A 15371-nucleotide genomic window follows, 5' to 3' on the forward strand; every position below is an offset into this window, starting at 1 on the left:
GAAAAAAGCGTAGCGGCAGCGAGGCGATTTACAGATTAATCGCAGACAACTTCTTTATTTACATGGCACGAAACAGGAGAGGTTACGCGGAATTACAAGGTTGATTGCTAAGCAGAGAAAGCATTTGTGATCGTTATAAATTAACAGGCCAGCAACTAACAGTTACTGGCCTGCATGCTTAGAACGTGGCGTTCACACCGACATTCCAGGTCACCTGATGGTAATCGCTATTTCCACCGACGGTTGAAACCCCGGCAAACGCATTCACCGTTTCGCCGAGCGGCACGTTGGCACCCAGCGACAGATCCAGCCAGTTTTTATCGCGCGCCTCGACGCTGCGTTCAAACGAAGTACGCGTTGATTTCAACCCGGCACGCACCGTGGAATCGGTATCGCCAAACTGATGGTTGTAGCTCACCTGTGCCCAGGGATTAACCACCCACTGTTTGCTGTCGATGCGCCAACCCACTGAGCCAATCTGTGAATGGGTGGTTTGATCGGAGTAGCGCATTGCGGTACTGCTGTCGCTGTTCTCGCTATAGCCGCCGACGCGACCGTAATCCAGCGCGTAACTGGCAACCGGCCCGGTGCTGAGATTTTCAGTAATCGGCAGCGTCCAGCCAGTCTGCACGCGCATGCCGAGCAATTTACCGCTAGTGCTACCCTGCTCGGTACGTTTGGACGGGCCGATGTGGATATCACGCTCGATGCTGTCGAAATCGAGATCGGCATAATGCAGATCGGCGTTAATCCAGCCCTGATCGAACACCGTCAGCTGGCTGTAAAGCGCCACCAGATTGCCGCGTAGTTTGTAGTCGTAGTTCGACGAAGGTTCCTGGCGCTGATTGGTGTTGGAGAACAGCACACCCGTTTGCCAGTTGTCGGTGATCTGATAGCCGATACCCAGCGTTAAGTTGGTGGTGTTGGCATTTCCGTCGCTCCAGCTGTCGCCCTGATAATCGACATGTTGCCCGGCATAGCCGCCAAATACCGTGAACTTTCCGGCGCTGGCGGGCTGTTGACGCTGCTGCTGCAAATGTCCATCCAGCGTGTTTTGCGTATCCCGCGCCATCATCAGTGGCGATTGTGATAACGCCGCCACCTGCGCTGGCGCATCCAGAATCGACTGGATGTAATCGGCAATCATCGCGTGCACCGCTGGGCTCGGGTGCAGACGATCGGCAAACAGATAATCCTGCGCCGTGGAGAAGCCCGGCGTGCTGGATTGACACTCATCCGCTGAGGTGCCAATCGGACAAGCGATGCCGATGGTGTTGGTTAAGCCATATTGGGTTGGATTGGCGATCACTTCATCGAACAGCCCGGCGATATCCACGCGCACAATATTGCCATTCAAGGTCGCCAGCCCCGCTTCTTCCTGCTGGTTATAACCTTCGGAGAGCGCCGTGACCTGCTCGCTCAGCTCCTGCCATGCGTTATAAAGCTGTTGCGCTAGTGCGTCACGCACCGCTGGAACTGACGAAACTTCGCCTGCCGCTTGCGTGAAGGCATCCTGCACCGCTTGCTGTCGCGCGGCTTTATCTGGTGTGGTCACGCCATCCAGTGACTGAAACGCTGCCACCATTGCCGGTGTGGCTTCACTTCCCAGCACGCGCAGCACGGTTTGAATCATATAGGGCGTTGAGCCGAGCTGCGGCACGGTGGGCACAATCACCGCGCCCGCGCCGGCATCCAGCAAGGTTTTGATTTGAGCAACCGATTGATTGGCGCTGTTGCTGATGGTTTCACTGGCGGTTAAGGGATTGGTGACGGCAACGGCGATGTCATTGGCACCGACCCAATGAATATACAAACCGTTGCTATCCGCGCGACCGCCGGTTGAAGCGAGATAACCCGCCAGCTGATCCTGGGTGTTTAAATCAGGATCGAGCTTGGGTACCGAAACTGCGCCACCCTGCGCATAATTGCTGCCGCCTAACGTTGAGCGCTGTAAATCCTCCCCCAAATGCGCGGCAAGAATCTCATCATATAAAGGATGTTGTGCACCGTCGAAGGTAAAGCGGCCCACATTGCCGCTATCACTCAAGCTATCTCCAAACACGGTCAGACTGTCCCATGCCAGCGCAGGTGCGGGCGTCAACAACGCAGTGAGTGTGGCGATGGCGACGGCAGAAAGCGCAGATTTGTGGTTGTTCATCATCAACTCCGTGATGGGCCAGAGATGCAGCGTCTGACCGGCAAAAGGTAAGGTCCGCGCATCAAGCGAACCCGCAACATCGCATCAGGAATGCGTTAAGAAAATATCAAGGACGTTTAACTATTTAGTCAGGAAGGGGGCGTTATGCCAGTTTGCAGCGGCAAATAAACTCAAGTTTATTAACAGCCCTTTTACATGCATTTAAATTAAACCTTTAAATAAGGCCGCCGATAACTAGTGTTGCGGAGTGCGAGTACGCTCTGAGCGGTACATTTTGAAAACATCAGGTAGGTTAATTACATACCCCGTGCGGCGCTGCGGCGCACAGAGACACTTAAGTGTACGGCGAAGGGGAATCTGCGGGCAGCTCAGGTGACGCATGTTGAGCGTGACCAATTTTGCACTGCACGCATTACGTTCAACAGCACAATAATCACCTGAGGCTTCCCATGTTTGGTGTGAAAAAGTCGAGTCTTTCTTTGCCGTTTTATAAAAGTGGCGATGTGGCTAAAGATATCAATGCGATCAAACAGCATGTGGCATGGATTGAATTTACGCCTAACGGCGAGATTCTCACCGCCAATCACCTCTTCCTTGCCACCACCGGCTACCAGTTAAATGAGATTCAGGGGAAGCATCACCGTCTCTTCTGCAGCCCGCAACACAGCCAATCCTCGCGCTATCTCGCCTTCTGGCAAACGCTGGCGTCTGGCGAATCGGTGACCGGCATTTTTGAGCGCTTCAATAAGCAAGGCCAGCGCTTCTATCTCAGCGCCACCTATTTCCCGGTGAGCGATGACAAAGGCCAGGTTTACAAAGTGATCAAGGTGGCATCGGATATCACTGAACGTCATCAGGAGCTGGAGCATAAAGAAGCGGTGATCACCGCGCTGGATCTCTCCATGGCGGTGATTGAGTTCACGCCGGACGGACAAATCCTCACGGCCAACAATAACTTCCTTAAGCACATGGGATATGAGCTGGCTGCGGTTGTAGGGCAGCATCATCGCATGTTCTGCTTCGATAACTTCTATAGTGAAAATCCCGACTTCTGGCGCAAAATGGCCAAAGGCCAGCACTTTGTCGGCCGCTTCGAACGCAAAACCGCCGGCGGCGAACGCATCTGGCTTGAGGCCAGCTACAACCCGGTTTATGACGCCGATGGCAAGGTGTACAAGGTGATCAAAATCGCCTCAGATATCACCGCGCGCGTGGAAGCCGCCAAGCGCGTGGCCGACATCGCGCTGACGACCTCAGAAGAAACGTCACAAATTACCGACAACGCCAACGAGGTGCTGGACGAAACCATCCGCAATTCAGGGTTGGTGGCGCTGCAGGTTAATGCAGCAACGGCGATCGGGGGCGAGCTCAACGCCTCGGCGAAAAGCATTAGCGAAGTGGTCGAGACCATCAACCTGATTGCCTCGCAAACCAATATTCTGGCGCTGAATGCGGCAATTGAGTCTGCGCGCGCCGGTGAAGCAGGACGCGGATTCAGCGTGGTGGCGGGCGAAGTACGACGTTTGGCGGCGTCCACCTCCAGCGCGACTAAGCAGATCACGCAAGTGGTGGAACACAACGCCAGCCTGATTGCGCAGATGGAGCAGCAGCTTAATGAGGTCAAGCAGTTTGTGGTGACCGAGCAGGATAAAATCAGCGTGTTGTCACGCAGCCTGCGAGAAATTAACAGCGGCGTACATGAGTTTGTGAACGTGATTCATCGGTTGGATGTGTAATGTTCGGCCGGTGTGCAACAACGCGCACCGGCCCACCATCACATCATCTGCGGTTCACGGATCGCCTGACCTTTGGCGAACCGCGCCAGGCTGTACGGCTTCACATCAGTGAACAGCGGTTTGTTATTGACCATCTGCGCGCACAGCAATCCTGCGCCTGGCCCAATACCAAAACCGTGGCCGCTGAAGCCGGAGGCGATAAACAAGCCCGGTATGCTCGTCATCTCATCAATCACCGGCACCAAATCCGGCGTGGTATCAATCCACCCGCCCCACGCGTAATCCACCTTTATGCCGTTCAACTCCGGATAGAGCTGCACCAGCGCCTGCATCGCTTCCTGCACAATGCCGTTATCCGCTGCCGGATCGAGGGTGCGGATCTTTTCGAACGGCGACTCGCTTTGATTGGACCACGAATCGGCGGCTTCCGGGCCGTTGAAGAATGAGCCGTTGATGCGCACCTTGAGCTTCTTAGCGATCTTGCTGCGATACATCGCATAGAACCTGGTGGCGTAACGGATATTTTGCGGCGCGAGATCAATCTGCCCGCGTCCGGCGAGCGCCACGGTGTAGCTGCCATCCTGACGACGGCGAATACACAACCCGCCGGTGCTGAGACAGCCTTTGATCACTTCAGGCGCCGCCGTGGTTTTGAACGCGGTGCCCAGAATATTGGCGCTCGGCAGTTCGATGCCATATTGCTTGCAGAAGCGCGAACTCCACGCGCCGCCGCAGCAGATTACACGGTTAGCTTTCACCAGGCCGCGCTCGGTCCAGACGCCGGTGACGCGTCCGCCAGATACATCGAGGCCGCGCACCGCGCAGTTTTGCTGGATTGATGCGCCGAGATTTTTCGCGCCAGTCGCCATCGCCGGCGCTGCCAGCGACGGCTCTGCGCGACCATCGCTGGGCGACCACACGCCGCCAATCCACGGCGCATTGTTGCCGATGCGCTCGCGCGTCTCTTTTGCGGTCATCAAATGGCTGACGAAACCCAGTTGCTGCGCCTGCTTGCCCCACGCTTCCCAGCGCGCCAGATCGCTTTCACTCTGCGTGCCGTAAGTAATGCCCTGCCGCGAGAAGCCGAGATCGAGGCCAATTTCACTGCTCAACTCGTCCCAGCGCTGCAAACTGCGCATCGCCATCGGCAATTCGTACAGGTCGCGGTTTTGCTGGCGAACCCAGCCCCAGTTGCGGCCGGATTGCTCGCCGCCGATCACGCCCTTCTCAAACAGCGCCACGGAAACGCCCTGCTTTGCCAGTTCGTAACTCACTGACGTGCCAATGATGCCGCCGCCAATCACAATCACATCAACGGATTCGGGAAAGCGTTCACTGTCTGCTACTGCATTGATTTTGATGCGCATCGTCTTAAATCCTGTCCGCTTTTTGTTGATGTAACCATATTTAATGTTTTAGGGGAAATGCCGTTTAATTCCGTCTTTATGACACTTGCCCCTTTCGTAAATTTTTGTCTTTACACTGGCGTTGTGAACAAAAATGACTCATATAGATAGCATCAGCTATATATTATAGCATTGGCTATATTACTCTGGAGATGATCATGTTCACTCAACGCCTTTTGCCTGCGATTGCCGTCCTGTTGTCACTCAGCGCATTTACCGCGTCAGCGGCTGAAAAACTCAAAGTGGTCACCACCTTTACGGTGATCGCCGATATGGCGAAAAACGTCGCGGGCGATGCGGCGGATGTGACGTCGATTACCAAAACCGGCGCAGAAATCCACGAATACCAACCCACGCCAGGCGATATTCGTCGCGCGCAGGGTGCCAATCTGATTTTGGTAAACGGCTTTAATCTGGAACTGTGGTTCAGCCGGTTTTACCAGCGTCTTAACGATGTGCCGCAGGTCACCGTAACGCAAGGCATTGAGCCGATGGGCATTACTGAAGGTCCGTACAACGGTAAACCGAATCCGCATGCGTGGATGTCGCCGGATAACGCGCTGATCTACGTCGATAACATCCGCAACGCGCTGCAGAAATACGATCCCGCCAATGCCGCAATTTATCAGGCCAACGCCGAGCGTTACAAAGCACAGATTCAGCAAACCATCGCGCCGATGCGTGCCGCTGTCGACAAGCTTCCCGCCGATAAACGCTGGCTGGTGACCAGTGAAGGTGCCTTCTCTTATCTGGCGCGCGATTTCGGTCTGAAAGAGCTCTATTTATGGCCGATTAACGCCGATCAGCAAGGCACCCCGCAGCAGGTGCGTAAGGTGATCGATGCGGTGCGCGATCATCAAATTCCTGCCATCTTTAGTGAAAGCACCATCTCTGCCAAACCCGCTCAGCAAGTGGCGCGTGAAGCCGGCATTCATTACGGTGGCGTGTTGTACGTCGATTCGCTGAGCAACAGCGATGGCCCGGTGCCGACCTATCTGGATCTGCTGCGCGTCACCACCGAAACCGTGGTGAAAGGCATCACAGAAGGAAGTCAGAAATGAACCCAGCCGCAGGATTAATCGTCGAGAATGTGGGTGTTACCTACCGCAACGGCCACACGGCGCTGCGTAAAGCCTCTTTTAGCGTGCCCGCTGGCAGCATCACCGCGTTGATTGGCGTCAACGGCTCCGGCAAATCCACACTGTTCAAAGCGATCATGGGATTTGTGCCGCTCACCTCGGGCGCGGTAACGCTAGCGGGTTTACCGGCCAACAAGGCGCTGAAACACAACATCGTTTCCTATGTCCCGCAGTCCGAGGAAGTGGACTGGAGCTTCCCGGTGCTGGTGGAAGATGTGGTGATGATGGGCCGTTACGGCTATATGGGCATGCTGCGTATTCCGCGTGTCGCCGATAAACTTAGCGTTGATCAAGCGCTGGAGCGCGTGGGCATGAGCGCTTATCGCCACCGGCAGATTGGCGAGCTGTCGGGGGGGCAGAAAAAACGCGTTTTTCTGGCACGCGCGCTGGCACAAAGTGGTCAGATTATCCTGCTGGATGAGCCGTTTACCGGCGTGGACGTTAAAACCGAAGCCGCGATTATTGCCCTGCTAAAAGAGCTGCGCGACGAAGGCCGCACCATGCTGGTTTCCACTCACGATCTCAACGCCATCCCTGATTTCTGCGATCGCTGCGTGCTGGTAAAAAATACCGTGCTGGCGAGCGGCCTGCTGCATGACACCTTCACCGCCGATAATCTGGCGCAGACCTTTGATGGCGCGCTGCATGAGCGTAACGCGGTGTTAATGCAGCTGATGAAAGACAAAAATCCTGACCGGGGAGCGAACCATGTCGTGGATTATTGAACCGTTTGGCTATCAATACATGCTGAATGCGATGTGGATCGCAGCGCTGGTCGGCGCGATTTGCGCCTTTCTCTCCTGCTTCCTGATGCTGAAAGGCTGGTCACTGATCGGTGATGCGCTGTCGCACTCAATTGTGCCCGGCGTGGCGGGCGCGTACATGCTCGGACTGCCCTTTTCCCTCGGCGCGTTTCTCTCCGGCGGGCTGGCGGCGGGCAGCATGCTGTTTCTCAATCAGCGCACGCGCTTAAAAGAAGATGCCATTATCGGCCTGATCTTCTCGTCGTTTTTCGGCATCGGCCTGTTTCTGGTTTCACTCAATCCCACGTCGGTGAATATTCAAACCATTGTGCTGGGCAATATTTTGTCGGTCGCGCCTGCTGATATCTGGCAGCTCGGCGCGATTGGCTTTATCACCCTGACCATTCTGCTGCTGAAGTGGAAAGATCTGATGGTGACCTTCTTCGACGAGAGCCACGCGCGCTCGCTCGGTTTGAATACGCTGCGGCTGAAGATCCTGTTCTTTGCCCTGCTCTCGGCGTCCACCGTCGCCGCGCTGCAAACCGTCGGCGCTTTTATGGTGATTTGTCTGGTGGTGACGCCCGGCGCCACCGCCTATCTGTTGACCGATCGTTTTCCGCGCCTGTTGCTGATCGCCGTGACCATCGGCAGCGTCACCAGTTTCCTCGGCGCATGGAGCAGCTACTTCCTCGATGGCGCGACCGGCGGCGTGATTGTGGTGGCGCAAACGCTGGTATTTTTAGTGGCCTTTGTTTTCGCGCCAAAACATGGCGTGCTGGCTTCGCGCCGCCGTGCGCGTCAGACCATGGAGGACGGCGTAAATGGCTGAATTATTGTTGAGTCCGTTCCAGTTCGAATTTATGAACATGGCGCTAATCACCACCTTGGTACTGTCGCTGCCGTGCGCGATGCTGTCGGCGTTTCTGGTGCTGAAAGGTTGGTCGTTGCTCGGTGATGCGATGAGCCACGCGGTATTTCCTGGCGTGGTGATCGCCTGGCTGATTGGTTTGCCGTACGCCATCGGCGCGTTTGTCGCGGGCATGGTGTGCGCCATCGCTACCGGCTACATCAGTGAGAACAGCCGCATCAAACCCGATACGGTAATGGGCATCGTCTTCTCCGGCATGTTTGGCGCCGGTTTGGTGCTGTATCTGAAATTGCAGCCCGAAGTGCATCTCGACCACATCTTGTTCGGCGATATGTTGGGCATCAGCCTGGCGGATATTATCCAGACATCGGCTATCGCGCTGATTGTTAGCCTGTTGATTGGCATCAAATGGCGAGATTTACTGCTGCACGCGTTCGATCCCAATCAGGCGCGCGCCTGCGGCATCAACGGCAAACTGATGCATTACGGCTTGTTGTGTTTAATCTCGTTAACTATCGTCGCTGCGCTGAAATCGGTGGGCGTGATTTTGTCAATTTCCATGCTGATCGCGCCTGGCGCTATCGCTTTACTGCTGGCACGTCGTTTCGTGCAGGTGATGTTGCTGGCGATTGGCATTGCGGTGGTGACAGGTTTCAGCGGCGTGTACGCCTCGTTCTTCCTCGACAGCGCGCCGGGCCCAACCATTGTGGTGATCTACGCGGCGCTGTTTGTGCTGGCGTTTTTGTATGTCACCGTGAGGGATCGGCGCACGCAGCAAGTGCCTGGCTAATGATTTTGGTCGCCAGGAAATTAAATCACCTCTAACCCCTCATCTTTGAGGGGTTGAAAACCACTTATATTGACGCACTCCAGCATGCGCGATGGACAGGCTGAATTTTAAAACGACCACCTCACGCCCGCGTTATAGCGCCAGCCTTTGGCGCCGTTGCCGTCGATCTCTTTGCGGTAATCGGCTTCGGCATACAGCGCAACATCGTTATTCAGCGTGGCGCTGCCGCCTAAACCAACGTCCCACATCTGACCAAACTTGCCGCTTTCGAAGATTTGACTGTCTTCAGTATCCGCCGCACCGATTTTAGTTTTCGCGGTGCCGCCCCAGCCTTTGTAGTAGTTGGCGCGAAGGTACGGCGTGTAGGCATTCTGGCTGGCGTCCAGCCAGGTGCGATCGAGGCGCGCGCCGAGTCGTCCGATGGTTTGATCGTAATCGTTGTACGACACGCGCGTGCGATCCTGATCGGTGAAGCTGTCCATCTTCATCTGCAGCCAGGTGATTTGCGCCTGCGGTTCAAGGCGCACGCCGTTGGCGAAGGTGAACGGATAGCCCGATTCCACCGACGCCGTCCAGCCTTTGCCTTTCAGTGTTGCCACCTCTTTCTGCCGGGCGATGTCGGTTTCACCGCGATACCAACCCCAACTCAGCGAACCATCGAGGTAGAATCCGCTGTCGCGCAGCCAGGTGCCGTACAGCGAAATGCTATCGCTGTCGAAACTGGTAGAGCTGTAACCGTCGGCGGCGTGAGGGCGAATGCGCGTATTACCGCGCGTGTAGGCCACGCCGCCGCGCAAGCTGTCTTGCGGGCCGTCTGCGCGCAGCACGTTGCCACCCAGCTGTACCGCACTGTAATCCAGATCGAAGTCGTAGCCGTAATCGGCTAAACCGCGATTGCTTTGATATTTCAGATTGGAGCCAAGATAGCGGATAAACATCTCGCCGCCCACGGCATCGGACGCGGTTTGCTGCTGACGCAGTTCGCCAAGACGTTTATGCAGATCGTCGGTCACCGCCAGCGAGTAATAGGCCAAACCAACCGGCGCGGAGATGTAAGACGGCACCTGCGGCGTCACGGCCAGCCGCGCGGCACGCTGATTGCTGCCCGCTTGTGGCTGGCACAGCGAACCGTCTTCACAGACAAAGGTGTTAGCGAGTCGATAATCCCACGCACCGGATGTTGAACTGCCCGGCGCGAAGCTGGCTAAACCGTATTGCCACGGCCCGGACGCCACATAGCCGCTCTTGAGCGCAAAACTGGTTGCGCTGGCGCTGCCGGTTACCTGCGCCAGCGACACGCCTTCGTTGGCGGCAATCACGCCGTCGCGATTGCTATCCAGCTGCGGGCCGCCGATCAGCGTGTCGTCGATAAAAGTGGTGCCCGACACATTGCCGTTTACGCGCAGGTTGTCGCTCTGCGTGGCGGTAGAGTTGAGTTTCAGACTGCCGCGCGCCGATGCCAGTTCGCCATCAATGGTTAAAACATTCGCCGCCGCGTTGCCGCCGTTGGTGAGATCCAGCGTACCGGCGTTATTCACCACCAACGAATCATCGGTCGCGCCTTGCAGCAGCGGATTGACGTTATCGCCGGCAAATAGCGTACTGCCGGCGTCGATATTGATGGTGCTGTGCGCCAGTTTGATGTTGTCGGTTAGCGTCCATTGGGTGGCGAAGAAGTTGAGCGTGCTCCAGCCCGCGCCGAGGTTGGTGCCTTTGCTGACATCATCGCTGGCAAACGAGCCGCCGCGCGCCGTCAGTTCGCTGAGATTGAGCGTGCTGCCAGCGCCGTTTTCGGTAGTGATGTGACGGGTATCGGCCAGGCTGACTCTCTGCACCGTCGCCTGATTCGCCGCACCATTGCCCATCGTCAGGCTGCCGTTCAGCGTGCCGCCGGCCACCACCAGTTCATCGCTGCCGCTGCCGGTATTCACATCGCCGACCACCGCACCATCGAGCAGCGCGATCACATCATTGCCTGCGCCTCCGGCTACGACGACCTGATCCGGGAACGGCGCGGAGATGTTGCCCTGGTTGATAAATACCGTATCGCCACCGCGCAAATCGATCAGCGGAGAGACGCGGCTGAGTGAGGCAATCGAACCCTGATTGATCACCTGGCTGGCGGTGCTGGTGACAATCGCCGAACCGCCGTTGAAATCGCGAATGCCAATCGAGCCCTGCGAAATCACTTTGCCGCTGGTGTTAGCGCGAACGCCGGTACCCTGGCCGGAAACCAGAATGGCGTAATCCTTGCCGATCACCAGATCGTTGCTGGTGGTTGAGCCATCTGCATTTTCGAAGCGATAACCGGTAGCACCACCGCTGACGTTGATCAACGCGCGACCATTAGGATCAAATGAGGTCGCCGAACGCACGCCGTTGCCGCCGCTCACATCCAGCATCACGTTATCCAGCGAGATATTGGTGGTTTCCGCGCGGTTGTTGATTACGCTGCCGCTGCCGTAAGCGCCGAGGATGATGTCGTTGGCTTCAAAGCCCTGCGCGCCGTTATCCAGCAACAAGCCATCGGCTTTGCCCATCGCATAAATATTGCTCGCGCCCTGCCCGTCGCCGTAGATTTTCAGCCAGCCGCCGTTGCCAACGCGTAACGCTGCGGTGCCCTCATCAACGCGCAGGGAACTGTCCACCGGTACGTATTGACCGTAGCCGCTGCTGACGTCCACACCGATGCCCGACGCGATACGCATGCTGCCACGGTTAATGAAGTTACCGCCGTCATGCACGCGCGCGCCTGTGCTGTTTGGTCCGGTGAGATCGACGACGCCTTGATACTGATTAAACAACCGTGCGCCACCGCTCACATCAAAAGCGGTGCTATTGCTGCCGTTACCGGTGATTCGCGAGGCGGCGTAGATTTCCGACTCATCGCCGCCGACCACCGCCGCGGTGCCGTTTTCGCCATTCAGGGCAATGCCGCTGGTGATCACGCCCTCGGCGCTGCCGCTGACGCGCATCACGGTGGCATTTTTGCCGGTCACGGTGTAATTGTCGGTGCGGGAAACCATCGCGCCGTATCCGCTCACGTCAATGCCGGTGGTGTTTTCCCCGCTGAGCGTCACATTGCCTGGCGTTTCGGCATACAGCCACGCGCCGTTAACGATTTCGTACAGCCTGGAGTTTTCAGTGCTGACATCAACGCTGCCGCCGTGGCTGATCAAACGCGTGCCGGGATCCGCCGCGCGAAATCCGTATTGGTTCCTGTCGTGATACACCACGCGATTGCCATCACCTAAATCAAGCAGTCCACCGGCAAACACCGCGCCCGCCAGCGCGTTTGAGCCAAACAAATTGATGGTGCCGTTTTGATAGAAGCGCGCCAGCTCGTGATAAGAGATCAATCCTCGGCTGGGTGAGAAACTCTCGGCATCCACGTTGTACACATTAAGCAAGCCGATATTGATAACTTCCGTCGGCGTTACGCCATCGGTGTACTCGGGATTGCCATACGCATACAGACCGGTGCTGCTGCGCGTCACGGTGACATCGCCACGGTTGAAGGCAAAGGCACCATTCTGCGCATAAATACCGTTGGTGCTCTGACCGCCTAAGGTGATGTCGCCGGTATTAATCAACTGGGCGTGATTGGTGACAACCAGCGCCTGCTGATTATCAGCAACGCCGCTGAGCGCCGCATGGTTGATCAGAAGCGTATCGGGATTGAACTGGGTTTGCGGATTGATCGGGTCGCCTGTCAGGGTGAATTGATTGCCATCCGCCACCGCGCCGGTCGCGCCATTGCTGAGCAGCCTGATGCGGGTCGCCGCATCAATGGTGGCGTGCGCGCCATCACTGATCTCAATAGCACGCGCGTAATTGCCGGCAACGTTGAAGGTCGCGCCATTGGTGTTGACGTCGGTGAACTCACCGCTGCCGTACACGCCCGTGGCGAACGAGTTGGTCATGGAAAGCGTGCGGCCGGTGCCGTTAAAATCTGCCCCATCTGCAACACGGAAAATATTGCCGTACGGCACGGTTGTGCTGTAGCTGCCGTTGGCGGGCAAGTTGATTCTGGCGTTGGGGCCAAGGGTATAAAAACTGATATGCCGTGCGGTATACACGTTGGGATCAGGCACGGATAGCGGCACCGCATTAGCGCTGACATCAACCACCGCAAGCCCTTCCGCACGAATACCAATATTCGAGTTTCCGCCGAGCCGTATCGGTCCGGTCAGTTTCGCGTAAGCCGTGCCGCCCGGATCGCCCTTCACCCATACCGCCGTGTTAAAGGAATTAACAAACCGATCGCCATCGCCAGGCACGTTGATTGCGCCGCTGGAAAATGCCACGGAGTCATTGCCATCGCGCGCGATGACTTTTAGGCCAGTGCTGTTGTAGCCGTTGACATTGATGGTGCCGGTATTGCCAACCTTACCGAGGCTGCCGGAATCCAGCACCAACATGCCCACGTTTTCGGCGGGTTGAATTTGCGCCTTGCCGTTAACGTCGATGACGCCATTGTTCAGCGTAACCGCGTGAGGCGCGAGTTCCACCTTCATCCCTGCCGCGTTTTGCACTTTGGATCCAATCACGATGTGGCCATTATTCACGGCTTTTGAATCAAGAAATTGATAGATGCCGCTGGCGCCGCCACTCAGATTGACGGCGACATCTTCGGTTGGATCATTTTTGCGATTTTGCGGTGTGCGCCCGATGTAGATGGTGCCGTCTTTGGCGTTAACGAAACCGCCTTTGCCATCGCTGCTCAGCAATACGCCCGCTGCCGTGCCGCCGCTGCTGACATCGCTGACGCCAACGTTGATGTTGCCGTGGTTAACCACTTTGCTGTTGTAGGCGTTGATGCCGGTGCTGAAACCTCCGCCGGGTTGCAGGTTGATCACGCCACGATTGATAAAGCGACTTTCATAACTGACGTCGACCGCGCTGCCGCCCGCGCCAACCGTGCTGCTATCGACGCCTTTACCATTGGCGTTATTAAGAAAACCGGCGTTGATGACGCCGTTATTAAAGCCGCGCGCGCCGCTAAGCAACTCGAGGCCAGAACCGGTGCTGGCGAGTTTGCCATCGACTATCGCCTTAGCCCCGTTGCTGGCACGCATCACCGCGCTGTTGCTGTTCACCACTTCCAGCGTTTTGCCGCGATTGATTTTCACTGTTGCCTTCGGACCATCGGCGCTAAGCACCACCTGATCGAATATCGGTAGCGCCACTTCATCATCGAAGTTGTTGGTGCTCATGCGATACACCACGCGCCCTTCGCGCAGCGCGTAGGCCTTATTGAATTCTGTGTTGTAACTTTCGGTGCTGAGGTTGGCGTTGGAAAGCTGATCGATCAGCCAGTCGTTGTAATTGCGCAGTTCATTGAGATTAGTGACGTTGAACGTGTTAGTGCCGCCATCCAGCGTGTTGACGGTAAACACACCCGCGTATTCCACCACGTTGCCGACATCGTAAGCCAGGCGATCGCCACCGTACGGCGTGGTGCCGGCGGTGAAGGCGATACGGTTATTGGAATTCCAGTTCAAATTGCCTTTTTTGCTGGCGGTAAATAACTGGCTTTGCTTCGCCGCCATCGACCAGCTATTACTGGAGGAAGTCGTCGCCGCGTTATGCTTGCCAATATCGATATTCAGCGTGCCATTACTGACGGAAGCGACACGCGCGTTGATATATTGTTTGTCGTTTACATCAAAATAATCTGGCACGACCGTATCCAGACCTACTGCAGGTAAATCAACCAGTTCTGCAGTATTAAATACCTGATAGGTGGTGTAGGTATTTTCTTCGTAATTGGGGATGCCAATAGCGTAATTCTGCGCACCGATTTGCAGCCGCGCCGCGCCAATCACGTTGTCATTGATAATTCGCCCAATATTGCGCAACTCACCAATCGTTACGCTGCCCGTACCGTTTTCACCCGGCACGAACTGCGGCAATCCGCTCAGCGTTTGCGTGCTGCCATTACATAAACAGTAAGCACCAACCTTATTGTCATTAATTTCAGGCGTATAAGGCTTTAATATCGCCGCCGTTGTCGGCAACACAGGGAACATCACGCCTTGCGCAGCCACAAGGCTTAGTAACACCGGATTTAATTTAAACACAATGTTTTCCTCAACAGAGAAAAGACAATACGCGCACGGATTATTACCGTTGCGCTTTAGGTTTGTTTAAGTAATCGAATTATTTTGTTTCAGCTTTTTAATGTTTGAAATCGGGTGAAATGAGTATCTACGCTTTAGCTGGCAAGCGTCCAGTTTGAGTTAAGGATTTGTGAGGTGGGAGAAAGGATTTAGGAATTAAGCCAGGGTGATTTTATAATTACCCGGATCTAATAGTCGTAAAGATGATGATATTGAAACATCAAGTAAACTATATGGGATTTAATAAAACTCTCATGAATTCATTGTGATTTATTCGAATCTTTTATTCAGCCAAAGGCCAGGCCGCTAATCCCTTTAATTCCTGCAGTACAAACATACTCTGCATCTCCAACTGCGCGATAAATCGCGCCGCTACAAAATGTGCGGAATTTATACTCCAGCGATCGCT

Annotated in this window: 8 protein-coding genes; 5 read left to right on the forward strand and 3 right to left on the reverse strand. The window is 55.7% G+C overall.

All coding sequences use genetic code 11. The features are described from left to right. Positions 1 to 178: 178 nt before the first annotated feature. Positions 179 to 2158 carry an autotransporter outer membrane beta-barrel domain-containing protein gene (locus K5Y33_RS11390; protein WP_222234329.1) on the reverse strand — a complete coding sequence of 660 codons (1980 nt, stop codon included), beginning with the start codon at positions 2156 to 2158 and terminating at the stop codon, positions 179 to 181. Between the two features lie 449 nt (positions 2159 to 2607). Between K5Y33_RS11390 and K5Y33_RS11395 the strand changes: the two genes are divergently transcribed. Further along, positions 2608 to 3894 carry a PAS domain-containing methyl-accepting chemotaxis protein gene (locus K5Y33_RS11395; RefSeq protein WP_222183188.1) on the forward strand — a complete coding sequence of 429 codons (1287 nt, stop codon included), beginning with the start codon at positions 2608 to 2610 and terminating at the stop codon, positions 3892 to 3894. Positions 3895 to 3932: 38 nt separating this feature from the next. On the opposite strand, the gene K5Y33_RS11400 is transcribed toward K5Y33_RS11395, so the two are convergent. Continuing rightward, on the reverse strand, positions 3933 to 5261 hold the full coding sequence (locus K5Y33_RS11400; protein ID WP_222233987.1) for an FAD-binding oxidoreductase: 1329 nt from the start codon (positions 5259 to 5261) through the stop codon (positions 3933 to 3935). Between the two features lie 197 nt (positions 5262 to 5458). Here K5Y33_RS11400 and K5Y33_RS11405 point away from each other — a divergent pair, with 197 nt between their 5' ends. Genes K5Y33_RS11405 through K5Y33_RS11420 form a run of 4 tightly spaced genes read left to right on the forward strand, consistent with a single transcriptional unit; the run spans position 5459 to position 8840 of the window. After that, positions 5459 to 6361, forward strand: a complete 903-nt coding sequence (locus K5Y33_RS11405; protein WP_101761433.1) for a metal ABC transporter substrate-binding protein — start codon at positions 5459 to 5461, stop codon at positions 6359 to 6361. Next, positions 6358 to 7164, forward strand: a complete 807-nt coding sequence (locus K5Y33_RS11410; RefSeq protein WP_222233988.1) for a manganese/iron ABC transporter ATP-binding protein — start codon at positions 6358 to 6360, stop codon at positions 7162 to 7164. Before K5Y33_RS11405 ends, K5Y33_RS11410 begins: the two co-directional genes overlap by 4 nt. Next, positions 7148 to 8011: an iron/manganese ABC transporter permease subunit SitC gene (gene sitC, locus K5Y33_RS11415; protein WP_101761431.1), complete on the forward strand. Its 864-nt coding sequence runs from the start codon at positions 7148 to 7150 to the stop codon at positions 8009 to 8011. Before K5Y33_RS11410 ends, sitC begins: the two co-directional genes overlap by 17 nt. After that, on the forward strand, positions 8004 to 8840 hold the full coding sequence (locus K5Y33_RS11420) for a metal ABC transporter permease (RefSeq protein WP_222233989.1): 837 nt from the start codon (positions 8004 to 8006) through the stop codon (positions 8838 to 8840). Before sitC ends, K5Y33_RS11420 begins: the two co-directional genes overlap by 8 nt. Positions 8841 to 8947: 107 nt before the next feature. On the opposite strand, the gene K5Y33_RS11425 is transcribed toward K5Y33_RS11420, so the two are convergent. Next, positions 8948 to 14923, reverse strand: coding sequence for an autotransporter outer membrane beta-barrel domain-containing protein (locus K5Y33_RS11425; protein ID WP_222233990.1), 5976 nt, complete (start codon positions 14921 to 14923; stop codon positions 8948 to 8950). Positions 14924 to 15371 lie beyond the last annotated feature (448 nt).

Origin of the sequence: Pantoea sp. DY-17 (assembly GCF_019795975.1) — a bacterium.
In the GTDB taxonomy this organism is placed as follows: Bacteria; Pseudomonadota; Gammaproteobacteria; order Enterobacterales; family Enterobacteriaceae; genus Pantoea; species Pantoea leporis.